23 protein-coding genes and 1 other RNA gene are annotated in these 23,783 nt (G+C 64.1%); 3 read left to right on the forward strand and 21 right to left on the reverse strand.

What is annotated here, in order from left to right; genetic code table 11:
* Positions 1 to 20: 20 nt before the first annotated feature.
* From QZ634_RS12000 to rsmI, 17 genes are all read right to left on the reverse strand, one after another.
* Positions 21 to 956 (reverse strand): D-alanine--D-alanine ligase, encoded by a 936-nt coding sequence (locus tag QZ634_RS12000; protein WP_291988635.1) that lies wholly within the window; start codon positions 954 to 956, stop codon positions 21 to 23.
* Position 957: 1 nt separating this feature from the next.
* Entirely contained in the window at positions 958 to 2,346 is a 1,389-nt protein-coding gene (gene murC / locus QZ634_RS12005; RefSeq protein ID WP_291988637.1) for a UDP-N-acetylmuramate--L-alanine ligase, read from the reverse strand.
* Complete coding sequence (gene murG, locus QZ634_RS12010; RefSeq protein ID WP_291988639.1) at positions 2,343 to 3,428, reverse strand: undecaprenyldiphospho-muramoylpentapeptide beta-N-acetylglucosaminyltransferase; 1,086 nt, start codon at positions 3,426 to 3,428, stop codon at positions 2,343 to 2,345. Before murG ends, murC begins: the two co-directional genes overlap by 4 nt.
* Positions 3,425 to 4,585, reverse strand: a complete 1,161-nt coding sequence (ftsW, locus tag QZ634_RS12015) for a putative lipid II flippase FtsW (RefSeq protein ID WP_291988641.1) — start codon at positions 4,583 to 4,585, stop codon at positions 3,425 to 3,427. Before ftsW ends, murG begins: the two co-directional genes overlap by 4 nt.
* Positions 4,585 to 5,952: a UDP-N-acetylmuramoyl-L-alanine--D-glutamate ligase gene (gene murD / locus QZ634_RS12020; protein ID WP_291988643.1), complete on the reverse strand. Its 1,368-nt coding sequence runs from the start codon at positions 5,950 to 5,952 to the stop codon at positions 4,585 to 4,587. The genes ftsW and murD overlap by 1 nt, the downstream gene beginning before the upstream one ends.
* Position 5,953: 1 nt before the next feature.
* Positions 5,954 to 7,042, reverse strand: a complete 1,089-nt coding sequence (gene mraY, locus QZ634_RS12025; protein ID WP_043568376.1) for a phospho-N-acetylmuramoyl-pentapeptide-transferase — start codon at positions 7,040 to 7,042, stop codon at positions 5,954 to 5,956.
* A complete protein-coding gene (gene murF / locus QZ634_RS12030; protein ID WP_291988737.1) occupies positions 7,042 to 8,415 on the reverse strand; it encodes a UDP-N-acetylmuramoyl-tripeptide--D-alanyl-D-alanine ligase in 1,374 nt (457 codons plus the stop codon). Before murF ends, mraY begins: the two co-directional genes overlap by 1 nt.
* Positions 8,416 to 8,420: 5 nt before the next feature.
* Complete coding sequence (locus tag QZ634_RS12035) at positions 8,421 to 9,926, reverse strand: UDP-N-acetylmuramoyl-L-alanyl-D-glutamate--2,6-diaminopimelate ligase (protein ID WP_291988645.1); 1,506 nt, start codon at positions 9,924 to 9,926, stop codon at positions 8,421 to 8,423.
* Complete coding sequence (locus tag QZ634_RS12040) at positions 9,923 to 11,674, reverse strand: penicillin-binding protein 2 (protein ID WP_291988647.1); 1,752 nt, start codon at positions 11,672 to 11,674, stop codon at positions 9,923 to 9,925. Before QZ634_RS12040 ends, QZ634_RS12035 begins: the two co-directional genes overlap by 4 nt.
* Positions 11,671 to 11,949 carry a cell division protein FtsL gene (gene ftsL, locus QZ634_RS12045; RefSeq protein WP_291988649.1) on the reverse strand — a complete coding sequence of 93 codons (279 nt, stop codon included), beginning with the start codon at positions 11,947 to 11,949 and terminating at the stop codon, positions 11,671 to 11,673. The genes QZ634_RS12040 and ftsL overlap by 4 nt, the downstream gene beginning before the upstream one ends.
* 1 nt (position 11,950) lies before the next feature.
* Complete coding sequence (gene rsmH, locus QZ634_RS12050; RefSeq protein ID WP_291988651.1) at positions 11,951 to 12,901, reverse strand: 16S rRNA (cytosine(1402)-N(4))-methyltransferase RsmH; 951 nt, start codon at positions 12,899 to 12,901, stop codon at positions 11,951 to 11,953.
* On the reverse strand, positions 12,898 to 13,344 hold the full coding sequence (mraZ, locus tag QZ634_RS12055; RefSeq protein ID WP_291988653.1) for a division/cell wall cluster transcriptional repressor MraZ: 447 nt from the start codon (positions 13,342 to 13,344) through the stop codon (positions 12,898 to 12,900). Before mraZ ends, rsmH begins: the two co-directional genes overlap by 4 nt.
* Positions 13,345 to 13,697: 353 nt before the next feature.
* An RNA gene (gene rnpB, locus QZ634_RS12060) (RNase P RNA component class A) lies at positions 13,698 to 14,071 on the reverse strand.
* A 9-nt stretch (positions 14,072 to 14,080) separates the two neighbouring features.
* Complete coding sequence (locus tag QZ634_RS12065; RefSeq protein ID WP_291988655.1) at positions 14,081 to 14,869, reverse strand: DUF3025 domain-containing protein; 789 nt, start codon at positions 14,867 to 14,869, stop codon at positions 14,081 to 14,083.
* A gap of 4 nt (positions 14,870 to 14,873) precedes the next feature.
* Entirely contained in the window at positions 14,874 to 15,305 is a 432-nt protein-coding gene (locus QZ634_RS12070) for a hypothetical protein (RefSeq protein WP_291988657.1), read from the reverse strand.
* 74 nt (positions 15,306 to 15,379) lie between these two features.
* Entirely contained in the window at positions 15,380 to 16,414 is a 1,035-nt protein-coding gene (pyrC, locus tag QZ634_RS12075; RefSeq protein ID WP_291988659.1) for a dihydroorotase, read from the reverse strand.
* A gap of 124 nt (positions 16,415 to 16,538) precedes the next feature.
* Positions 16,539 to 17,378, reverse strand: coding sequence for a 16S rRNA (cytidine(1402)-2'-O)-methyltransferase (gene rsmI / locus QZ634_RS12080; protein ID WP_291988661.1), 840 nt, complete (start codon positions 17,376 to 17,378; stop codon positions 16,539 to 16,541).
* On the opposite strand from rsmI, the gene QZ634_RS12085 reads away from it, so the two are divergent.
* The 3 genes from QZ634_RS12085 to QZ634_RS12095 all read left to right on the forward strand — a co-directional run bounded on the left by QZ634_RS12085 (position 17,377) and on the right by QZ634_RS12095 (position 19,208).
* Positions 17,377 to 17,787, forward strand: coding sequence for a YraN family protein (locus QZ634_RS12085; protein WP_291988663.1), 411 nt, complete (start codon positions 17,377 to 17,379; stop codon positions 17,785 to 17,787). The two genes, rsmI and QZ634_RS12085, sit on opposite strands and share 2 nt — an antisense overlap.
* Before the next feature lie 180 nt (positions 17,788 to 17,967).
* Positions 17,968 to 18,561 (forward strand): phosphoheptose isomerase, encoded by a 594-nt coding sequence (locus QZ634_RS12090; RefSeq protein WP_291903302.1) that lies wholly within the window; start codon positions 17,968 to 17,970, stop codon positions 18,559 to 18,561.
* Positions 18,558 to 19,208: a BON domain-containing protein gene (locus QZ634_RS12095; protein WP_291988665.1), complete on the forward strand. Its 651-nt coding sequence runs from the start codon at positions 18,558 to 18,560 to the stop codon at positions 19,206 to 19,208. Before QZ634_RS12090 ends, QZ634_RS12095 begins: the two co-directional genes overlap by 4 nt.
* Before the next feature lie 89 nt (positions 19,209 to 19,297).
* On the opposite strand, the gene QZ634_RS12100 is transcribed toward QZ634_RS12095, so the two are convergent.
* From QZ634_RS12100 to QZ634_RS12115, 4 genes are all read right to left on the reverse strand, one after another.
* On the reverse strand, positions 19,298 to 19,669 hold the full coding sequence (locus tag QZ634_RS12100) for a hypothetical protein (RefSeq protein WP_291988667.1): 372 nt from the start codon (positions 19,667 to 19,669) through the stop codon (positions 19,298 to 19,300).
* A 171-nt stretch (positions 19,670 to 19,840) separates the two neighbouring features.
* Complete coding sequence (locus QZ634_RS12105; RefSeq protein ID WP_291868201.1) at positions 19,841 to 21,649, reverse strand: sodium:solute symporter family protein; 1,809 nt, start codon at positions 21,647 to 21,649, stop codon at positions 19,841 to 19,843.
* A 10-nt stretch (positions 21,650 to 21,659) separates the two neighbouring features.
* Positions 21,660 to 21,914: a DUF4212 domain-containing protein gene (locus QZ634_RS12110; RefSeq protein WP_042334185.1), complete on the reverse strand. Its 255-nt coding sequence runs from the start codon at positions 21,912 to 21,914 to the stop codon at positions 21,660 to 21,662.
* 204 nt (positions 21,915 to 22,118) lie between these two features.
* Positions 22,119 to 23,579 carry a potassium transporter TrkG gene (locus tag QZ634_RS12115; RefSeq protein WP_291988739.1) on the reverse strand — a complete coding sequence of 487 codons (1,461 nt, stop codon included), beginning with the start codon at positions 23,577 to 23,579 and terminating at the stop codon, positions 22,119 to 22,121.
* Positions 23,580 to 23,783: the final 204 nt, after the last annotated feature.

Consider the following 23,783-nt stretch of genomic DNA (forward strand, 5'->3'; position numbering starts at 1 on the left):
TGCGGTTTGTGCCACATCGCTCATCCCAGGGCAGCAAGTGCAAGGACGCGGACGACCAGCTCGTCGTAGGAAATCCCGGCAGCGCGGGCGGCCATCGGCACCAGCGAGTGATCGGTCATTCCAGGCGAGGTGTTCACTTCGAGGAAGTAGGCCTTGCGCGACCCGTCGTCCGCCGGCGGATCCATCAGGAAGTCGACCCGCCCCCAGCCGCGCCCCCCGAGAATGCGAAAGGCATGCAGTGCCTGGGCGCGAAGTTCGCGCTCGCGCTTTTCCGGCAGGCCGCAAGGACAACGGTAAGCGGTGTCGTCGCGCAGGTACTTGGCCTCGTAATCGTAGAACTCGGTGATCGGCTCGATCTTGATGATCGGCAGCGCCTGCTCGCCGAGAATGGCGACCGTATACTCGCCACCAAGAATGGCGCGCTCGGCGATGACCAGCGAATCATGCTGCGCAGCTGCAGCATACGCCGCGCCCAGTTCGCCCGTTTGCTTGACTTTGCTGATCCCGATCGACGAGCCCTCGCAGGCCGGTTTGACGAACAGCGGCAGGCCCAGCGACGTTTCGACGACAGCGTGGTCGCTGTCGGCGGCGAGCATCACGTAGTCGGGTACCGGCACGCCAGCGGCGTGCCAGAGCATCTTGCTGCGCCACTTGTCCATGCCGATTGCCGAAGCCATCACACCGCTACCGGTGTAGGGAATTCCCATCAGTTCGAGAACCCCCTGGATCGTCCCGTCTTCTCCATAGCGCCCATGCAGGGCAATGAAGGCACGGTCGAAGGCAGCCAGGTCGTCAAGCTTGCGCGTCGCCGGATCGAAGGCGTGCGCGTCGACACCCTGCCGGCACAAGGCCGCGAGTACCCGTGAACCGCTGTTCAGCGAGACTTCCCGCTCGGCCGAACGCCCGCCGAAGAGGACGGCCACCTTGCCGAAGTTTTTTCTGTCCGCGGTCGTCATCCTAGCCAGCCACCAGCTTGCCGGGGACAGCGCCGATGGAACCAGCCCCCATGGTCATCACCACGTCGCCATCGCGAACGATGTCGAGAATCGCTTGCGGCAGGTCTCCGACATGGTCGACGAAGAGCGGTTCGACCTTGCCTGCGACGCGCAGCGCGCGCGCCAGCGCGCGGCCATCGGCAGCGACAATCGCCTGCTCGCCTGCCGCATAAACCTCGCTCAACACCAGGGCATCAACGGCGCCCAGTACGGTCACGAAGTCCTCGAAGCAGTCGCGCGTACGGGTATAGCGATGCGGCTGGAAAGCCAGCAACAGGCGACGACCCGGGAAGGCGCCGCGAGCGGCGGCGATCGTTGCGCGCATCTCAACAGGGTGATGACCGTAGTCGTCGACCAGACTGAAGCAGCCACCGCCTGGCAAACTGACCTCGCCGTAACGTTGGAAGCGGCGATCGACGCCGGTGAACCCGGTAAGCGCGCTGACGATCGCCTGATCGGAAACCCCCAGCTCGCTGGCCACGGCGATCGCTGCCAAGGCATTGAGAACGTTGTGCCGTCCCGGCAGATTGACGGTAACCGGCAGGCGGCTGATGTTGCCGTTGACCCGGACGCAATCGAAATGCATCTGGCCATGATCGGCGACGACGTTCTCCGCATACACGTTGGCTGCAACGTCGATACCGTAGGTGACGATCTGCTTGCTGACCATGGGCATGATTTCGCGGACATTGGCATCGTCGGCGCAGAGCACGGCAACGCCGTAGAACGGCAGGCGCTGGAGGAAATCGACGAAAGCCTGCTTCAGGCGATTGAAATCGTGGCCGTAGGTTTCCATGTGATCGGCGTCGATATTGGTCACCACCGAGATCACCGGCGAAAGAAACAGGAACGAGGCGTCGGACTCGTCGGCTTCGGCGACCAGAAACTCGCCGGAGCCGAGACGGGCGTTGGCGCCGGCGGCGTTCAAACGGCCGCCGATGACAAAAGTCGGATCCATCCCTCCCTCGGCAAGAATCGACGCCGTCAGGCTGGTGGTCGTCGTCTTGCCGTGCGTCCCGGCGACGGCGATTCCCTGCTTCAGGCGCATCAACTCGGCCAGCATCTGTGCGCGGGGAACGACAGGCACCTTGCGCTGCCGCGCGGCGACGACTTCGGGATTGTCCTCCTTTACCGCCGACGACACGACCACCGCGTCGGCGCCATGAACGTTTTCGGCAGCGTGCCCGAGTACGGTACGCACGCCGAGCCCCGCGAGGCGCCGGGTCACCGGACTCTCGGCGAGGTCGGAGCCGCTGACCTTGAAGCCGAGATTGGCGAGCACTTCGGCGATGCCGCTCATGCCGGCGCCACCGATGCCAACGAAATGGATGATCTTGACCTTATGCTTCACTGCACCAGTTCCTCACACATTCGTGCCACGTCTGCGGCTGCCTCCGGCCTGGCCAGTTGGTGCGCCTGCGCGGCCATTTGCTCGAGCTGAGCATGGGAATAGTTGCCCAGCAGACTGATGGCTTCCGGAGTCAGCTCGCTCTGCGGCAGCAGGGTGGCGCCGCCAGCCAGCGACAGGAAGCGGGCATTGGCCGTCTGGTGGTCGTCGACGGCGTAGGGAAAGGGGACCAGGACGCTGGCCACACCGGTCGCGGCCAGCTCGGCGACGGTCAGCGCGCCAGCCCGACAGAGCACCAGATCAGCCCATTGGTAGGCAGCGGCCATGTCGTCGATGAACGCCGCGCAGTGCGCCTGCACCCCAGCCGCCCGGTAGTTCTCCTGCAGCTGCGCGAGATGCTTCTCGCCGGCCTGATGAACCACTTCCGGGCGCGCCGCTGCGTTGATCAGGGACAGACCCCTGGGGACCATTTCGTTGAGCGCCGCAGCGCCCAGGCTGCCTCCGAGGACCAGCAGGTGCAGCGGTGGCTGGCGGCCGGCGAGACGAACAGCCGGCGCTGGCACACGGTTCATTTCCGGGCGCAATGGGTTGCCTACCCAAACGCCCTTTGGCAGGACATCAGGAAAGCCGCAGGCGACCCGGTCGGCGAACCTGGCAAGAACCCTGTTGGCCAGGCCGGCAACCGAGTTCTGCTCGTGAATCACCAGCGGATAGCGCAACAGGACCGCCATCAGGCCGCCGGGGAAACTGATGTAACCACCCATCCCGAGCACGACGTCTGGCTGCACCCGGCGAAGTTCACGGTGCGCCTGCCAGCACGCGGAGAGCAGGTGGAAGGGGAGCAGGAGCTTGCGCAGCAGGCCCTTGCCGCGCAGGGCGGCAAAACGGACCCAGGCCATTTCATAGCCACGCTCTGGAACCAGCTTCGCTTCCATGCTTCCCGGGGCGCCCATCCAGACGATTTTCCAGTTGCGACTGCTGAGCAGGTCGGCGACCGCCAGGCCCGGGAAGACGTGTCCACCCGTACCCCCGGCCATGACCAGGAGGGTCTTGCCGATCGCGCCAGCCGCTCCCTGCGCGCTCATACCTTGGCTCCACGCATCAACTGGCGATTTTCCCAATCAATCCGCAGCAGTACCGCCACCGCCACGCAGTTGGCGAGAATTCCGGAGCCGCCAAAACTCATCAAGGGCAGGGTCAGCCCCTTGGTCGGGAGCAGACCGGTGTTGACGCCCATATTGATGAAACCCTGAACGCCAATCCAGACGCCGATTCCCTGTGCGACCAGAGCCGAGTACAGACGCTCCAGGGCGACCGCCTGGCGACCAATGGCAAAAGCCCGCTGAACGAGCAGACCGAAGAGCACGATGATCGCCAAAACGCCGACAAAGCCGAGTTCTTCGGCAATGACCGCGAGCAGGAAGTCGGTGTGCGCCTCCGGCAGGTAGAACAGCTTTTCGACACTGGCGCCGAGACCGACGCCGAACAGCTCGCCGCGACCGAAGGCGATCAGCGCGTGCGACAGTTGATAGCCGCGGCCGAAGGCGTCGGCCCAGGGGTCCATAAAGCCGAAAATGCGGTCCCGACGGTAGGGCGAGAGGATGATCAGCGCCGCGAAAGCCGCCGCCAGGACAATGATCAGCACGACGAACAGGCGCGCCCGCATGCCGCCAAGAAAGAGGATGCTGAAGGCGACCGAGATGATGACCACGAAGGCGCCGAAGTCGGGCTCCTTGAGCAGCAGCACACCGACGGTCACCATGGCGCAGGCCATCGGCAGGAAGGCCTTCTTCAGATCGTGCATGTGCGGCATCTTGCGCACAGTGTAGTCGGCGGCGTAGAGGACGGCACAGAGCTTCATCAACTCGGAAGGCTGCAGATTGACGATCCCGAGGGGAAGCCAGCGCTGCGCGCCATTGACCTCACGGCCGACACCGGGGATCAACACCAGGGCCAGGAGCAGACAGCCGCCGACGAACAGCCAGGGGGACCACTGCTGCCAGCTGGCCATTGGCACCTGAAAGGCGACGCCTGCGGCGAGCAGGCCAATGATCAGAAAAATGGCATGGCGAACCAGATAGTACGCCGGCTGATGGCCCGTGCCGCGGGCGGCTTCGGCGGTCGCCATCGACGCCGAGTACACCATCACCATACCGATCAGGAGCAGGATCAAGGTGCTCCACAGGAGTGCCAGGTCGATCTCGGAAGGCAGACGGCGTGGGGTATCGAAGGTGCGCAACATCAGGCAGCCTCCCTTTCCAGGCCGCGGACAGCGTCGACAAAGGCCTCTGCCCGATGCGCGTAGTTGCGATACATGTCCATGCTGGCACACGCCGGCGAGAGCAGAACCGCGTCGCCGCTTTGCGCCTGTGCGGCGCACCAGCGCACGGCTTCGGACATGTCCAGGCAGGAGCGCATCGGGGCCTGGCAGCCGGCCAGCAGCGCGGCGATCAGCGGCGCGTCGCGCCCGATCAGGGCGATCGCGCGGGCATGCCGGTCAAGCGCTGACCGCAAAGGCGAGAAGTCCTGCCCCTTGCCGTCGCCGCCGAGGACGATGGCGACCCTGCAGCCCAGGCCCTCGATCGCGGCGAGCGTGGCCCCGACGTTGGTTCCTTTGGAATCGTCGAAATAGCGAACCCCCTTGATTTCCGCTACCCACTCGACCCGGTGCGGCAGGCCCGTGAAGGCGGCCAGTGCCGGCAGGACTGCCTGCGGCTCGATGCCGATCGCCTCGCACAGGGCCAGTGCAGCCAGCGCATTTGCCGCGTTATGACTGCCCACGAGCTGCAAGGCCTCGAGGGCGATCAGTTTCTCGTCGCCACGCACCAGCCAGCCGTCGGCCACTCCGTAATCGCCCGCCTTCGTCGCCGGGCCAAGGCCAAAGCTGACGCAGCGCCGATCGCTGCGCGCGGCGGCGAGGCTGCGTGGATCGTCGCGATTGACGACCATCACCCCCGCGCCCTGAAAGATGCGCACTTTGGCAGCGGTGTAGTCGTCGAGACCGTCATAGCGGTCAAGATGGTCTTCGCTGACATTGAGCAGCGTCGCCGCGTCGGCAGCCAGGGTATGCGTCGTTTCGAGCTGGAAACTCGACAGCTCGAGAACCCAGACCGCCGGCAGATTGCCGCCGTCGATCGCGCTCAGCAGGGCATCGAGAGCCGCCGGGCTGATATTGCCGGCGACTTGCGTCCGCCGGCCCGCTGCGCGACACAGGGCACCGACCAGCGCGGTGGTGGTGGTCTTGCCGTTGCTGCCGGTGATGGCGATCAGCGCGGCTTGCGGAGCCAAACGGTGCACGGCCCAGGCAAACAGCTCGATTTCGGAGACGAGCGGGACGCCGCGCGCGACGGCGTCCTGAACCAGCGCCTGGTGCACCGGCACGCCGGGAGAAATGGCGATCAATTCGGCGCCGGCAAAGGCTTCAGCGGAGAAGGGACCGGAGAACAGGACCGCCTCGGGGACTCTGGCGCGCAGCGCATCTGCCTGTGGTGGAGCGCTGCGGCTGTCGGCGACGCGCACGCGCGCGCCCTGCCGGGCCAGCCACCTGGCCATCGCCAGCCCGCTTTCGCCGAGGCCGATGACGAGGGTCAATTTCCCGTACAGCTCCATGTCAGCGCAGCTTCAAGGTGGACAAGCCGATCAGCACCAGCATGATGGTGATGATCCAGAAACGGACGACGACCTGTGTTTCTTTCCAGCCGCCGAGCTCGAAGTGGTGATGCAGTGGTGCCATGCGGAAGATTCGTCGGCCCCCGGTAAGCTTGTAGTAGATGACCTGCGCGGCCACCGACAGCGTTTCGGCGACGAAGACGCCGCCCATGATGGCCAGGACGATTTCCTGGCGGACGATGATCGCCACCGTCCCCAGGGCCGCGCCAAGCGCCAGCGCGCCGACGTCGCCCATGAATACTTCGGCCGGGTAGGCGTTGAACCACAGAAAGCCGAGCCCGGCACCTGCCATGGCCCCGAGAAAGATGGCCAGTTCGCCGGCACCCGGAACGTAGGGCAGAAGGAGATAGCGGGCATAGACCGAATTGCCTGCCACGTAGGCGAAGATGGCCAGCGCCGCGGCAATCATCACCGCCGGCATGATCGCCAGACCGTCAAGCCCATCGGTCAGGTTGACCGCATTGCTGGTCCCGACGACGACCAGATAGCTGAGAACGATGAAACCGACGATTCCCAGCGGATAGGCGACCGTCTTGAAGAAGGGTACGATCAGCTGCAGCTGCGCCGGACCGCTGGCGCTCAGGCCAAGATAGAGGGCGACCAGCAGGCCGAGCGCCGATTGCCAGAAGTACTTCCAGCGTGAAGCCAGCCCGCGCGGATCGCGTTTGACCACCTTCTGCCAGTCGTCGTACCAGCCGATGCCGCCGAAACCGACGGTGACCAGCAGGACCACCCATACGTAGCGATTGCTGAGGTCACCCCAAAGCAGGGTCGTGATGCAGATGGCGATCAGGATCAGCGCACCGCCCATGGTCGGCGTTCCCGACTTGACGAGGTGCGTCTGCGGGCCGTCCTGGCGTACCGCCTGACCAATCTTCTTGGCCGCCAGCCAGCGAATCAACGGCGGCCCGGCCATGAACGAGATGATCAGCGCGGTCATCGCCGCGAGGACCGTGCGCAGGGTGATGTAGCCGAAGACGTTGAAGGCGCGTACGTCCTGCGCCAGCCATTGTGCGAGCAGGAGCAGCATCAGTCGCCTCCCGCCATTGAGGGCCGGGCGATGGCGTCAGCCACCCGCTCCATGCGCATGAAGCGCGAACCCTTGATCAAGACCGTGGTATCCGGGGTCAGCTCGGCGATCAAGGCATCGATCAGCTTGTCGAGGGTCTGGTAATGCTCGCCGCCGCTGCCGAAATTGTGCGCTGCGAGAGCACTCGCCTCACCGAGCGTGAACAGGCGATCGATTCCCTGGCTCTTGGCGTAGCCGCCGATTTCGTCATGAAACTGACCGCTCATCTCGCCAATCTCGCCCATGTCGCCGAGGACCAGCACGCTGCGCCCGATCGTCGCCGCGAGCACGTCGATGCCGGCGCGGACCGAGTCGGGGTTGGCGTTGTAGGTGTCGTCGAGGAGCAGCGCATCGTTCAGTGCAGCGCGCCGCTGCAGCCGCCCCTTGAGACCGCGAAAGGCGCTCAGTCCCGCGTGCACCGCTGCCAGCGGCACACCGGCCGCGAGGCAGGCGGTGGCGGCGGCCAGCGCGTTGCGGGCATTGTGCTGCCCGGGCAGGGAGAGCACGATTTCAACCTCGTCACCGCCAGCGGCGACGCTGAGACGGCTTTCGAGACCATGCAGATGGAAGCGTCCCCTGACGTCTGCGTCTTTTTCGAAGGCGAAGGTCATCACCCCGAGGCCACGGCTCTGGCTGCGCCAGAGTTCGGCCCATTGGTCGTCGGCGCAGAACACGGCGACACCGCACTGACCAAGTCCCGAATAGATACTCCCTTTTTCGCTGGCAATTGCCTCCAGCGAGCCCATTCCCTCGAGATGCGCACGTTGCGCGTTGGTGACTACCGCGACGCTCGGGTGGGCGATTCCCGCCAGATAGGCAATCTCGCCGGGATGATTCATGCCCATCTCGATGATCGCCGCACGATGACTGGCCTGCAGCCGCAGCAGGGTCAGTGGCAGCCCGATATCGTTGTTGTAGTTGCCCTGGGTGACCAGCACGGCGTCACCGTAAACGACCTTGAGGATGCTGGCGATCATCTCCTTGGTCGTCGTCTTGCCATTGCTGCCGGTCACGGCGATCAGCGGCAGCGTGAAGCGGCCACGCCAATCCGCGGCCAGAGCGCCGAGCGACAAGCGTGTTTCGGCGACCTGAACCAGCGGCATGGCCAGGTCCTGCAGTGCATCGGCGACGTCGGCAGCGACGACAGCGGCAACTGCGCCGCGAGCCTTGGCGGCGGCCAGGTAATCGTGGCCATCGAAATGGTCGCCGCGCAGGGCAAGGAACAACTCACCGGGGCCGATGCTTCGGCTGTCGGTCGACACACCGCAGAACTCGACGTTTTCGCCGATCAGCCTGCCGGCGGTCGCGCGGGCAACGGCAAGGAGATCCATCATCACGGTCATTGGCTCGTCTCCTGGCGAGCAGCGAGTGCAGCGCGCGCCTGCGCGGCATCGGAAAACGGCCGCCGCACGCCGTGCATCTCCTGATACGACTCGTGCCCCTTGCCGGCAATCAACACCACTTCCGCCGGATGCGCCGCAAGAACGGTGCGCCGGATCGCCTCGCCGCGATCGACCAGGACCTCGGCATTCGGCGCCGCGACGCGAATTTCGTCGAGGATCGTCTGCGCATCTTCACCACGCGGGTTGTCACTGGTCAGCACGACTCGATCGGCGCGCTCTACGGCGATCGCCCCCATCAACGGTCGCTTGCCGCGATCCCGGTCACCGCCACAACCGAAGATGACCGTCAGACCGGCGCCACGCGCCGTGGCGACCGCCCGCAAGGCGCCCAGGGCGCTGCCCAGAGCGTCCGGCGTATGGGCGTAATCGACAACCACCAGCGGCTCGTTGTGGCCACCGATCTTCTCCAGGCGGCCGGCTGGTGAACGCAACTGCGCGAAGCGTTCGGCAACGGCCTTGGGCGTCAAGCCGGCGTCGATCAGGACTGCGGCGACGGCCAGGAGATTGGCAACGTTGTAACGACCGAGCAGCCCGGTCTCGACAAGAGCACGCCCGCTCGGAGCGCAAAGCCGGAAGCGCAGGCCGTCGATGGTTTCCTCAACGTCTTGCGCACGCACGGTTCCCTGCCGACCGTCGGACGCCTCCTGCTGCGTGTAGCCGATCACCTTGGTCGCCGAACTATGCGCCGCCAGCTCACGCCCGAAGGGGTCGTCAAGATTGCACACCGCCAGGCGTAGCCTGGGCCAGCTGAAAAGCCTTGCCTTGGCCTCTGCGTAGGCCGCGAAAGTGCCGTGATAGTCGAGATGATCGTGGGTCAGGTTGGTGAATACCGCGACATCGACGCGGGCACCATCGAGGCGCCCTTCAGCAATTCCGATCGAGCTGGCTTCCAGCGCACAGGCCTGCGCGTCTTCGTCAGCAAAGCGTGCCAGCGAGCGCATCAGCGTCGTTGCCTCGGGGGTCGTAAACCCGGTCTCGGCAAGCTGGCCGGGGAAGCCGGCACCCAAAGTGCCGATGAGCGCGCAGCTGCGCGGGTGGCAGGCGGCAAGCCACTGCGTCACGCTGGTCTTGCCGTTGGTGCCGGTGACCGCGATCAGTGACAGGCGCTCGCTCGGACGCCCGTACACGGCGTGCGCCAGCGGCCCACAGAACGAGCGCAAGGCGTGCACCGGCAGATTGGCGATCCGCCAGTCGGCGTTCCAGACAAAGTCGGCCGTAGCGGCCGTGGGGCTCTCCCAAAGGACAGCGCAAGCGCCCGCGGCGATGGCCGCGGCGATGTGGCTGCGGCCATCGGCCAGGTCGCCGGGGTAGGCCAGAAAGAGATCGCCGACGGCGACCTGGCGGCTATCGTCGGTAACGCCGCTGGGCACCACACCCAGCTCCGCCAGCCGCACCAGCACAGCGCGGGCGGAGGCGTCGGCGACGACGTCCGAGTTGCTCATAACCTGGCCTTGACCGCCGGCTTGGCGCCTTGCGCAACCTCGAGCGGCGCGTCCGGCGCAATGCCGAGCGTGCGCAGGGTGCCGGCCATCACCGAGGCGAAAACCGGGGCTGCCACTTCGCCGCCATAGTACTTGCCACGCGGCTCGTCGATCAGCACGGCAACGATCAGGCGCGGGTCGGACGCCGGAGCAAAGCCGACGAACGAAGCGACGTATTTGGTCGTCGTGTAGCGGCCGTTTTCGAGCTTGCGCGCGGTACCGGTCTTGCCGGCAACCCGATAGCCCGGGATCTGCGCCTTGGGAGCCGTTCCACCGGGGCGCACCGCCATCTCGAGCATGGCCCGTACTTCCCGCGCCGTCTGCGGGCTGAACACCTGCGTGCCGCGCGGCTTCGCCGCACCGACAACACGGGTCAGCGAGAGCGGCACGAGGTCGCCGTCGCGCGCAAAAACGGAATAGGCGCGCGCCAGCTGGATCAGCGACACCGAAAGCCCATGCCCGAAGGACATCGTCGCCTGCTCGATTGGCCGCCACGACTTCCAGGGGCGCAGGCGGCCGCTGACCTCGCCCGGGAAGCCGAGCCTCGGCACCTGTCCAAAACCGACGTTGTGGAACATCTCCCACATCGCTTGCGCCGGCAACATGGCGGCAATCTTCGAAGATCCGACGTTCGACGACTTCTGGATGACCTCGGCGACGGTCAGCACGCCGTAGCGATGGGTGTCGGAAATCGTCGCACCGCCAATTTGCAGGCGACCGGGCGCACAGTTGATCTGGGTGTCGAAACGCACCTTGCCGCTATCCATCGCCAGGGCGATGGTAAACGGCTTGAGCGTCGAACCCGGCTCAAAGGTGTCGGTCAGGGCGCGGTTGCGCAACTGCCCGCCGGAAAGGCTCTCGCGGTTGTTCGGGTTATACGTCGGCCAGTTGGCCAGGGCGAGTATTTCACCGGTCCTGGCGTCAAGGACGACAATTCCGCCGGCTTTTGCCTTGCTGTCGGCGATCGCCTGCTTGAGCTGGCTATAGGCCAGGTACTGGACTTTGGAGTCCAGCGCCAGGCTGATATCTTCGCCATCCTGCGGCGGCTTGACCGATCCCACGTCTTCGACGATCTGGCCGCGCCGGTCCTTGATCACGCTGCGACTGCCCGGCGCGCCGAGCAATTGCGCATGGAAAGCCAGCTCGGCTCCTTCCAGCCCCTTGTCGTCGACGCCGGTGAAACCGACCATGTGCGCAGTCATCTCGCCGGTCGGGTAGAAGCGGCGATATTCCTTGTCCTGACCGATGCCCGGCAACTTGAGCGCGGCCACCTGCGCAGCCACTGGCGGCGGAATCTGGCGACGCAGGAAGACGAAAGGCTTGTCGCTGGTCAGCTTGCGGGCCAGGCCCTGCGCGTCGATCTCCAGCAGTGCGGCCAGATGCTGGGTCTGCTCGGAAGTCAACTGTGCCGCCGGCGGGACTGCCCAGATCGACCTCATCGGCGTCGAAATGGCCAGAACGTCGCCGTGGCGGTCGGCGATACGTCCGCGCGACGCGGTAATTTCGATGTCGCGGCGGTAGCGCGACTCGCCTTTTTCCTGCAGGAAGTCGGTGTCGAGTATCTGCAGGTAGAAAGCGCGGCCAATCAGGACAACGAAGGAAAAGAGAATCAGCAAAGCCATCAGGCGCGACCGCCAGGCAGGCAGACGCAGCTCGAGCAACGGGCTCTCGGCGAATTTGTGAGCGACTTTCCCCTTGAAACGCATCATCGCGACGCGCCCCCAGTCGGCAACGAGGGAAGCAAGGTCTCGGCGTCGGGGGTGCGCATGCCGAGCTTCTCGACGGCGATTTTTTCGATTCGCGGCGCCGTCCCCCAGGTCGACAGTTCGAGTTGCAGTTGCCCGAACTCGATCTCCAGCTGGCGCGTGCGCTCCTGCTGCACTTCAAGCGCCTGAAAGAGCTGCCGCGCCTTGTGTTGCGAAGTCACGACCCCCAGGCTGCAGAGCATCACCGTCAAGAGCAGGAGCACGTTCAGGCGGACCATTTCAGGCCGCCTTCCTGGCCAGCTTTTCGGCCACGCGCATCACGGCGCTACGCGCGCGCGGGTTGGCAGCGACTTCTGCTGCGCTCGCCTTGCGCGCCTTGCCGACCAGGCGCAGATCCGGCTGCGGCAGATCGACGGCACGCAAGGGCAGCTTTCTGGGCAGGCGATCGGGAGCTGCGCCGTCGTGCATGAAGCGCTTGACGATCCGGTCTTCGAGCGAGTGGAAACTGATCACCACCAGGCGCCCACCCTGCTTGAGGACTGTCATTGCCTGCGGCAGCACTAGCGTGAGCTGCTCGAGCTCTTGATTGATATGAATCCGTAGAGCTTGAAAGGTACGCGTCGCCGCGTCCTTGCCAGGCTCGCGGGTCCGCACGGCCGCGCGTACAAGGGCTGCGAGCTCACCCGTGGTTGTAAGCGGCCGCTCTCCCCGAGCAGCCACAACCTTCTTTGCAATCTGGAAAGCAAACCGTTCTTCCCCATAATTCCTGATGACCTCCGTAATCTCCTGCACGCCGGCCCGCTGCAACCACTGCGCGACAGTCTCGCCCTGCGTCGTATCCATCCGCATATCCAGCGGTGCGTCATAACGAAAGCTGAACCCCCGCTCCCCTTGATCGAGCTGCGGCGACGAAACGCCAATATCGAGAAGCACGCCATCGACACCCTGCTCGACGTCGATTCCCGCCATCCGCAAGGCTTCGGTCAATTCGCCGAAGCTCTGGTGCATGACCCGCAACCTCCGGTCCGGCGTCTCCCGAGCCAGCGCCACGGCGTCCGGGTCACGATCGAGCGCGAGCAGGCGACCGTCCGGTCCGAGCCTGTCGAGAATCGCCCGACTGTGCCCGCCGCAACCAAAGGTGCCGTCGACATAGGTCCCCGCGGGTTTGATCTCCAGCGCATCAACCGCCTCCCGCAGCAAAACCGTCTGATGCTGCGACGGCAAGGTCACAGCGCCAGGTCCTCAAGACCCGGCGGCAGACACTGATCGCTGAGAAGAAAGACCGCGTCCTGCTGCCTCTTCCAGCCGCTGTCCGACCAGATCTCGAAATGACTGCCCTGCCCGACCAGCCAGACCTGCTTTTCCAATTCGGCGAACTGGCGCAGCTCGGGAGCGATCAGCAGGCGGCCAGCCGCATCCATCGCTTCTTCGCGCGCATTACCGACCAACAGCCGCTTGATCGCCGCCGATTGCGGATTCATGCTCGAAGCAGCGAGAACCTTGTCGCGAATCGGCTCCCAGGCGGGCTCGGGGTAGAGAAGCAAGCAACGATGCGGGTGCGCAGTCAGCACCAGGCGACCGTCAGCGACCGAGGCCAGGGCCTCCCGGTGACGTACCGGAATGGCCAGCCTGCCTTTCACATCGAGACTCAACGCCGCAGCACCCTGAAACATCAATCCAACTCTTCCCTTGCAATCTTGCCGAGAACACCGCAATCTTCCCACTTTCTACTACTTGCCCCCACTTTAAGACAAAGATTGCGCTAAAGCAAGGACTCTTGCATTGCTTTTCTCAATAGCTACAAGGACTTATGGACGACTTCTGAAGCACGCCAACAGGGACATTGTTTTTATAAAACAATGGCGCAATTTCTGGAGTTAAAGTGATCTCTCAAGAAAGGCAGGCAAACTCGGCCGGCACACGCTTTGCACGTGCGCGAAGCGGCCGAGGAGCGGGCTCGCGGGAGGCGGCCGAGGGGAGGAAAGCTGTTGGATTGGCAGCAACGACTGCCGGTCAGACGGGAATAGCGGGAAGCCGATCGATAAGCCGGGTTCTGTCGTGGACAGCCATTCCTCTAGACGCACTGTTACCAGTACGTTCAAGCAGCCTACCCGGAAGCAGCGCGAGCCACGCCCATGCTTCCCTATTTGGCCTTGCTCCGGATGGGGTTTGCCGTGCCAGCCGTGTTACCACGGCCGCGGTGAGCTCTTACCTCGCCGTTTCACCCTTACCTGCCCGCTCTCGATTGTCTGAGCGCGGACATCGGCGGTCTGTTCTCTGTTGCACTTTCCGTCACCTCACGGTGCCCGGTCGTTAACCGGCATCCTGCTCTGCGGAGCCCGGACTTTCCTCTCGGCGCAAGGTGGTGACCTCTTGCCCAGCGGCTGCCTGACCGACTTCCCACGCTGATTATACGCGCCGCCGCGTTCGCCCCGGGCGGAATTGCCAGGCGTCATCGTAGTACGCGGCGTTTTCGTTGGCGGCCGTCACGCCGGGCAGACCGAGCAGTGGCAGAGGGTGAAAAGCGCTCGGATCGGCGTGCAATCCAGCCGCCACTTCACCCGCCAGACGCCGGTCGACGTCAGCCAGCTGTTCGCACAGCGGCGCGCTTAGCCAGTCGGCGCTGACTTCATGAAGCACGGCCTTGGCGGTCAGCCCGCGAAACGGCTGCAGCAGTTGCTCGTAGGTGGCGTGGCCAAAGACGAAACAGCGCAACGCGCGAGCGAGGTCAAGGCGTCGCTCCCAGAACAGGGTTTTCCATTGGAAGCTGCGCAGCAGGGCCAGCAGGGAACGATCGGAGGAGACGACGATGACGCCGCATTCATCGAAATGTGTCAGCGCATCACGATCGCGACCGCGACCATGTTGCGCGCCGGGCACCGCCATCGACTCGACGTGACGGGCATTCAGCGCCGATTTGCTGAGCGGAAAGCTGAGCCAGACCAGAGCATTGAAGAAATCGTGCCAGTTGGCGGGGCGCGTCTCCACCTCGCCGCGCGCCCAGATGCGCATTTCGTAATCGACCCCGTCCCCTTGCGGCGCAATGAACGAAAGCCGCCGGCCGCTAGCCGTGCGCAGGTCGAGGCGAGCACTGAGCAACTCTAGCGATGCCGCGTCAGGCGCGAAGGGAATGCCCTCGACAAGGGGTGACAATGGCGCAAACAGGCCACCCGGAGACGGCCAGCCGGATGGACTCACTGGTTCACTGCGGCGCCGGCGCCACAGCTTCCGTCTGCCTATCACCCTTCGGCGCGGCGACGAAGGTCAAGCTCCCATTGCGCATCTCGAAGCTGCCCTGCAAGGGGCCCATGCCGTCGGCAGGCTCTTCTTCAAGCCGGGCAAAGCCCTCGCAGGTTCGCGTCTCGACGACCAGCATGCGGCGACCCTGTTTGAGAATCCAGGCGTCGTTCCCGGGCGCGTAGACCTCGACCGGCGTTTCGGCGCCGCCCTTCCCCATGTCGTGGCGGCGCATGCACTCGGGCATCCGCGCCGCCACGATGGCGTAGGAAGCAGTCTTTTCCCAGAAGAAGTTCTTGATGCGGATCAGCGTCAGCGCATGCTGACTCGAAGCGATCTCGAAGGACGCACGCTGATCGGAGCAGGCGACCAGCAGCGGTAGCAGGAACAAGAACAACAAGGTTTTCCGCAACACAGCAAGCCTCCTCATGCGAATCGCGCAGCGGGCACGCGCAGGGCGATCCGCCAACATCAAGCGAGCATCCGCCAGCGCAGCCGCTCGCCGGCACGTAGTGGAACCAGCATATCGTCGCCGAGATAGGGAAACGCCTCGGCGACCAGCCACTCCTCCTGGCGCAGCGTCACCGTCCCGGTATTGCGTGCCAGGCCATAGAAATCGGCACCGTTGAAGCTGGCGAAGGCTTCCAGCCGATCAAGAGCACCGGCCGCCTCAAAAGCTTCCGCGTAGAGCTCAAGCGCCGCGTGCGCCGTATAGCAGCCGGCGCAACCGCAACTGGTCTCCTTGCTGCTCCGCGCATGCGGCGCCGAATCCGTGCCCAGAAAAAACCGCTGGTTGCCCGATGTCGCCGCGCGCACCAGCGCCAGCCGATGCGCCTCACGCTTGAGCACCGGCAGGCAGTAGTGGTGCGGGCGAATGCCGCCGGAAAAAATGGCGTTGCGATTGTAGAGCAGGTGATGCGCGGTAATCGTCGCTGCCAGGTTCGGCCCCGCGCTGGCCACGAAATCAGCGGCATCGCTGGTGGTGATGTGTTCGAATACAAGCTTGAGACCAGGGTAGCGTGCCAGCAGCGGCTGCAGGACGCTCTCGATGAAGCGCTGTTCGCGATCGAAGACATCGACGGCCGGATCGGTCACCTCGCCGTGCACCAGCAAGGGCATCCCGGACCGTTCCATTTCGGCAAGCGCTGCAGCGCATTTGTCGAGATCGCTGACCCCGGAATCCGAATTGGTCGTCGCCCCCGCCGGATACAGCTTCACCGCGTGCACGAAGGCGCTATCGACAGCGCGCCGCACTTCATCGGCCGAGGTGCTATCGGTCAGGTAGAGGGTCATCAGCGGTTCGAACTGCGCACCGCGCGGCAAGGCCGCCAGGATCCGCGCCCGGTATTCGCTCGCCGCAGCGACGGTGGTCACTGGCGGGCGCAGATTGGGCATCACGATGGCCCGGGCAAACTGACGGGCACTATGCGGCAACACTGCGCTCAGCGCTTGGCCATCGCGCAGATGAAGGTGCCAATCGTCAGGACGAGTAAGAGTGATCTGCATTCTTGAACCGCGACAAGGGAAAGACCGGATTCTAGATGATTTTCTCCTGGCGGCCGAAACAGGCCCCAGGGGTCGGCGTCGTCCCCGATCGAAGGCGCGCCTCCTGCGGCCAGCCAGGCAGCGTTCAAGCCTTCAGTCGCAAGGCCAGTTCATACAAGGCTTTCTTGCCGACCCCGGTAATCGCGTGCGCCAGGCGGCTGGCCTGGCTGACCGGCAGGCCATCGTCGAGCAGCAGCTTGACGACCCTTTCGCCTTCGGCACCGTCGTCCAGCGACGCCGCCCCCGAAACGAGCACAACGAACTCGCCGCGCTGCCGGTTGGCGTCTGCCAGCAACCAGTCGCGTGCTTCGGCAAGCGGACAGACATGGATGGATTCGAACAACTTGCTCAGTTCGCGCGCCAGAACCACAGTTCGTGTCGGTCCAAACGCGTCAGCCAGCGCCGCCACCGCGTCGAGAATGCGATGCGGAGCCTCGTAGAAAACCAGCGCGTAGGGCAAATGGGCCAGTCCGCGCAAGGCCTCTGCGCGCTGCCCCGCCTTGCTCGGCAGGAAGCCATAGAAGAGGAAATGCGGGTCATCGAGTCCGGCTGCAGACAGCGCGACGATCGCCGCGCAGGGACCCGGCAAAGGGACGACGCGATAGCCGGCCGCACGCACCCTGGCTACCAGCCGCGCTCCAGGGTCGGACACCGCAGGCGTGCCGGCGTCTACCACCAGCGCCACCGACTCGCCGTTCGCCAGGCGAGCGATGACCTGTTGCGCGGCAGACTGTTCATTATGCTGATGCGCCGCCAGCAAACGTGCTGTACAGCCATAATGTCGGAGTAGCGGCCCGCTGTGGCGCGTGTCCTCGGCGGCCACCCACGCCACCCGCCGCAGGACCTCGATCGAACGCTGGGTCATGTCGCCAAGATGGCCGAGCGGCGTGGGCACCACATACAACGCAGGGAGTTCTTCCGTCATGACGATCCGTCCGCAGGCAAGCGACAAAGATAGCACGGCCGGGCCAGGCGAAAGCCCGCCAACACCGGGCCTCCTCGCCGAGCGGCTGGCGGCGTCCTTCCTCGAGCGCAACGGCCTAACCATCCTGAGACGCAATTACCGCTGCCGCGGCGGCGAGGTAGACCTGATCTGCCAGGAACGACGAGAGCTCGTCTTCGTCGAAGTCCGCCTGCGCCGCAACGCCAATTATGGTGGCGCGGCGGCCAGCATCACCAGCGCCAAGCAACGCCGCATCATCCTCGCCGCGCGCCATTACCTGGCGTCGCAGGCAGGCCAGCGTGAACCTGAATGCCGCTTCGACTGCCTGCTCCTGGACGATCTATCCGACACGGCAATCGAATGGTTGCGTGACGCCTTTGCGGCGCCCTAGAGCGTGCCGCCAACCACTGCCGGCGCCTGCAACCCCAGAGCACCCCGGATCCGCACGCTGGCCGTGCCGCCGCATCATCGCGCCATCGAAGCCGCGGTGATCAGTGTTGACTGCGCGGTCCTCGCGACTCCCTGGTGTTAAGATCCCTGGCTCCTCTTTCAGTCTGGTCAAGCACAGCCCATGAATTTGATCGCCCGTATCAAACAGCACTTCCAGGACAGCGCGCAGACCAAGCTGGACGCCAGCGAACTGCTGGCCGCCCCAATCGCACAGGCGATCGAGGCAATGGTCGGCTGCCTGCTCAACAACGGCAAGATCCTCGCCTGCGGCAACGGCGGCTCAGCCGCCGACGCGCAGCACCTGGCCGCCGAGCTGGTTGGCCGTTTCGAGGCCGAAAGGCACGAGCTGGCGGCGATTGCACTGACCACCGACACGTCCATCATGACCGCCATCGGCAATGACTATGGCTTCAAGATGGTATTTGCCAAGCAGGTCCGCGCCCTCGGCCAGCCAGGCGACGTGCTGGTGGCCATCTCGACGTCGGGAAACTCGCCCAACGTCATCGAAGCGATCAACGCCGCACACGAGAACGAACTACGCGTGGTGGCGCTGACCGGCAAGGGCGGCGGCGCGATCGGTGAAATGCTCTGCGATAGCGACGTTCATATCTCCGTGCCTGCCGAGCGCACCGCACGCATTCAGGAAACGCACCTGCTCGCCATCCACTGCCTTTGCGATGGCATAGACGGCCTGCTCATGGGAGTTGAGGAATGAAAAAGACTCTGGCCACCAGCCTGCTTCTTGCCGTGACCCTGGTACCGACGCTGCAGGGTTGCATCCCGCTGGTCGCCGCCGGCGCGACGCAAGCAACCCTGTCGGCAGTCGATCGCCGCTCTCTCGGCACGCAGACTGACGACGAAACCATCGAATGGAAAGCGGCAGGAAACGTCAGCACAAAGGCGGGGGAGCAGTCGCACACCAACTTCACCAGCTACAACCGCAAGGTGCTGATCACCGGCGAGGTCCCATCCGAGGCGATCAAGGCCGAAGTGGCGCGCCTGGTCGCCGCCATACCGCAGGTCAAGGGCGTCTACGACGAACTGGCCATCGCCCCGGCCAGCTCACTGAGCACGCGCAGCCAGGACTCCTACATCACCACCAAGGTGAAGGCACGCCTGGTGGACTCGGGCAGGGTCAGCGCCGCGCATGTCAAGGTAGTCACCGAAGCCGGTGTCGTCTATCTGCTGGGCCTGGTCACCCAGCAGGAGGCGGACGCGGCAATCCAGGTCGCGCGCACGACCACCGACGTCAAGAAAGTCGTCAACCTGTTCGAGATCATCAGTGATGCCGAGGCCAAGGCGCTGGAGGTCAGGATCGAGCGGCAGCCAGCGAAGCCGGATAGCGTCACCAGCGGCGCATAGAGTCCCGGCAGTCCTTCCGACCAGCGGCCGTAACGGCTACTGCGAGCTGCAGCAACCGCGCGCTCGCGACGGCAAGACGCAGAGAAGCGTCAGCCACGGTCGCCAGGTGCGGCCGGCGCCTTCTTCTTGCCCCAGCTGGCGTGGGCATTCCGGCTGACGATGTAGTCGGCAAAGAACTTCATCCAGATTGTCGACCCGGCAATTGCGCTCCAGATGTCGTACGCGACGCCACCGATGATGATCATCAGGATCACCGCCACCGCGACGCCGCCGGCAACCAGATTGATGGCCGCCGTGTAGGGCGCATACTTCTCCGGCTTGGCGGGTGGCACGCCGCCTTTCAGCGCCACCTCGGAAAAGTCCCTCTTGAAAAGGATGCGCCACGCCCGCCGCAGCCAGAAGAAAGCAATTGGAAAGAGGCCGAGAAACAGTATCCATGTTATCGCGACGCTGATAGTCATCCACTACTCCTTGTGTTTCGCGCCACTGCGCGCACTCAGAAACCCAGAGGTAATTACCATTCAAGGCAACCGAGCAAAGAAAAACCCCGCCACAGCCACCAGCGGGGTTCTCCTTGCCCGCTGCCGCCGACTGGAAGCCGGACGACAGCATGATCATAAAGCCAACTGCGATTAGTGAGCGCCCGTAACAGCCCCTGAGCCACGCGGGATGCGCACTGCTTCGACCATTGCCTGGATGTGGTCCGGAGGTTCCGGGGTCATCTTGTCGACAATGAAGGCAACGCCGAAGTTGACACAGGCTCCGATAGCACCGAAGGCTTCCGGCGTAATGCCGAAAAAGCTGTTTGGCCCACCGATCAGGTGCAGGTACTCGGTTCCCTTGATGAAGAAGATACCCTTGGCTGCGAACACGTAGAAAAGGGTGACGAACAGGCCGGCAAGCATGCCGCAGATAGCGCCTTCCTTGTTCATTTTCTTCGAGAAGATACCCATCATGATCGCCGGGAACAGCGAGCTCGCCGCGATCCCGAAGGCCAGTGCCACGGTACCAGCCGCGAAGCCCGGCGGGTTGAGACCCAGATAACCCGCGATGACGATCGCCACGGCCATCGAGATCTTGCCCGCCAGCAGCTCGTTTTTCTCGCTGATCTCCGGAACGAAGACGTTCTTGATGAGGTCATGCGAGATCGCGGCCGAGATGGCCATCAACAGGCCAGCGGCAGTCGACAGGGCGGCAGCCAAACCACCGGCAGCAACCAGCGCGATCACCCAGTTCGGCAACAACGCGATTTCCGGATTGGCGAGAACGATGATGTCGGCGTTGACCGTCAGCTCGTTGCCCTTCCAGCCAGCACTCTCGGCCTTGGCCTTGAAGGCATCGCTCTTGGACTTGTCGTTGTAGTACTGGATGCGGCCGTCGCCGTTCTTGTCTTCCCACTTCAGCAGACCGGTCTTTTCCCAGCGCTTCATCCAGTCCGGACGCTCCTCGTACACCAGTTGCGAGTCGGCAGCGTAAGGATCGGCATTGCCCATCACCACGCCCGGGGTGATCGTGCGCAGCAGGTTGGTCTTGGCCATCGCCGCAACGGCAGGTGCGGTGGTATAGAGAAGGCCGATGAAGATCAGCGCCCAACCGGCGGAACTACGCGCGGCAGCCACCGTCGGCACCGTGAAGAAGCGCATGATGACGTGCGGCAGACCGGCGGTACCGATCATCAGCGACATCGTGTACACGAACATGTTCAACATGCCGCCAGCGTCTGACGTGGTGTAGTTGGCAAATCCGAGATCGCTGACCACCATGTCCAGCTTGTGCAGGAGCGAGACATCCTGGCCGACAATGTTGGAACCCAGACCCAGTTGCGGGATGGGGTTGCCGGTGAGCTGAATCGAGATGAAGATCGCCGGGATGATGTAGGCAGAAATCAGCACGCAGTATTGCGCCACCTGCGTGTAGGTAATCCCCTTCATGCCGCCGAACACGGCGTACAAGAAGACGATGCCCATACCCGCGTAGATTCCGGTTTCGCTCGTCACACCCAGGAAGCGCGAGAAGGCCACACCGACGCCGGTCATCTGACCGATGATGTAGGTCAGCGAAGCGACCAGCAGGCAGAGAACCGCGACCGTGCTGGCGGCCTTCGAGTAGAAGCGGTCGCCGATGAACTGCGGCACGGTGAACTTGCCGAACTTGCGCAGGTAGGGAGCGAGCAGCATTGCCAGCAGCACGTAGCCGCCGGTCCAGCCCATCAGGAAGAGGCCACCGCCGTAACCCATGTTGGAGATCAGGCCGGCCATCGAGATGAACGAGGCGGCCGACATCCAGTCCGCGCCGATCGCCATGCCGTTCATCACCGGCCCGACTTGACCGCCGGCAGCGTAGAAATCGCTGGTGGTACCGGCACGCGCCCAGAGGGCGATGCCGATGTACAGCGCAAAACTTGCGCCGACGACCAGATAAATCGTTGTTTGCAGATCCATTGTTGGCCCCTTATTCTTCGTGAACGTCGAACTGACGGTCGATTTCACCCATCTTCTTCTTGTAGTAGAAGATCAGCGCGATGAACACGTACATCGCCCCTTGTTGGGCAAACCAGAAGCCCAGGGGATAGCCGCCCAGATGGATGCTATTGAGTGCGGGTGCGAACAGGATGCCCGCGCCAAACGAAACCAGGAACCATACTATTAGGATCTTGGTTAACAACCCGAGCGTCGCCGACCAGTAGGCCTTTCCGCTGTCGTCCATGATTACCTCCTCCAATTTTTTTTCGATCGATTGAGCGGATCCCGAAGCATCCAAGGGAACCACCGGCGCGATTATTGATGTCGATTCTTACTGGAAACTGACACCACACTGGAAAGTCAGGCTTGCGCGGCGAACCCGCGTGGAATCGCGCGGTCGCGCCCGGCGGCGGCAGTCGCCACGGCCAGAGCTCGGGATGGCGACCGGCTAACGCCGCCAGAAGCCCGGCGTGAGCAAGACCAGCAACGTGAAGATCTCCAGACGTCCGAGCAGCATGGCCCAGGTGCACACCCAGGTCTGAAAGTCGGTGAGCACGGCGTAGGTCGTCGCCGGACCGACGAGGTTCAGTCCGGGGCCGGTGTTGTTCAAGCAGGCGACTACGGCCGAGAAGGCGGTGATGATGTCCAGCCGCGTCGCGACCATCAGCAGCGTCATCACGACGATGCTGACCACGTAAATGAACATGAAACCGAGGATCGCGTGCAGCACGTGGTCCGGAATCACCGTCTCGCCGAAGCGAACGGTCTGCAGGCCGCGCGGATGCATGGCCCGCGTCAGTTCGCGTGACACCTGCTTGTAGAGAACGACCGCGCGCATCATCTTGATCCCGCCACCGGCCGAACCCGAGCAGGCGACGAAACTGCCCAGAAAGAGGATCCACAGTTGCCCGAACAGCGGCCACTGAACATAATCGGTCGTCGCAAAGCCAAGCGAAGTGGCCAGAGACACGGAGTGGAAACCGACGTAGCGCAGGGTCGTCAGGAAGTCCGGATAGATCGCCTCCGGCCACAGGTAAAGCGACAGCGCCAGGATGCTCAGAGCGAGAATGCCGAGGAAATAATGCGCCTCGACGTCGGCCAGATAGGCGCGCAGCGAACGCTGCGAGAAGGCCAGGAAGTGGGTGCTGAAGTTGATGCCGGCGAGCAGGGCGAAAAAGACGACCACGAGCTCGATCTCGAGACTGTCGAAGTGCCCGACGCTGGCGTCCTTGGTCGAAAAACCGCCGAGGCCCATCACCGAGAAAGCGTGCATCATGGCGTCCCACGGCTCCATTCCGACGTAATTCAGACTTAGGCCGCAGGCAATGGTGAGAATCACATAGACGACCCACAGACCTTTGGCAGTCTCGGTGATGCGCGGCGTGATCTTGGAGTCCTTCATCGGACCGGGCGTTTCGGCCTTGAGCATTCCGCGGCCGCCAAAGCCGAGCAGGGGCAGGATGGCGACGGCAAGAACGACGACGCCGAGACCACCGATCCAGTGCATGAAGGTACGCCAGAAGTTGATCGATAGGGGTAACTGATCAAGTCCGGAGAGGACCGTTGCACCGGTCGCCGTGAGTCCCGAAACGGCCTCGAAGTAGGCGTCGGTCCATGTCAGTTCGTCGATGTGCAGATACAGGGGAAGGGCGCCAAAAGCGGGCAGCAATGCCCAGATCAGGGCAACCAGCAGAAAACTCTCGCGCACCCGCATCTCGCGGCGCTGCCTGCCTATCGAGAACGAAAGCAGCAAGCCGCTGAGGACGGTGATCAGCACCGCTTCGTCGTAGGCGCCATGCGCGCCGTCGGCGGTCGCCCAGGAGAGGGCCAGCGGGATCAGCATCAGGAAACCGAAGCCGGTGATCAGGATGCCGAGGACGTACAGCGCCGGCGCGAAACGCCCGAACACGCGCGCGCCGCGCGACTGCGCGGGAAGCGACGAAGAACCAGATATTTTCTCGATCCTGGTCACCTGCCTTCTTGACGTCCCCAAGAGCGTTCGGAATCGACCCGTCAGCGGCCTATCCGCGCGGGTCAGGGACAGTGCAAATCAGCCGCAGGAGCGAGGGGACCTCCGCTCCAGGCAGCCGCAATGTGGCGGGCATTCTATACT

The sequence above is a fragment of the Candidatus Accumulibacter sp. ACC007 genome, assembly GCF_907163205.1.
Classification (GTDB): domain Bacteria; phylum Pseudomonadota; class Gammaproteobacteria; order Burkholderiales; family Rhodocyclaceae; genus Accumulibacter; species Accumulibacter regalis.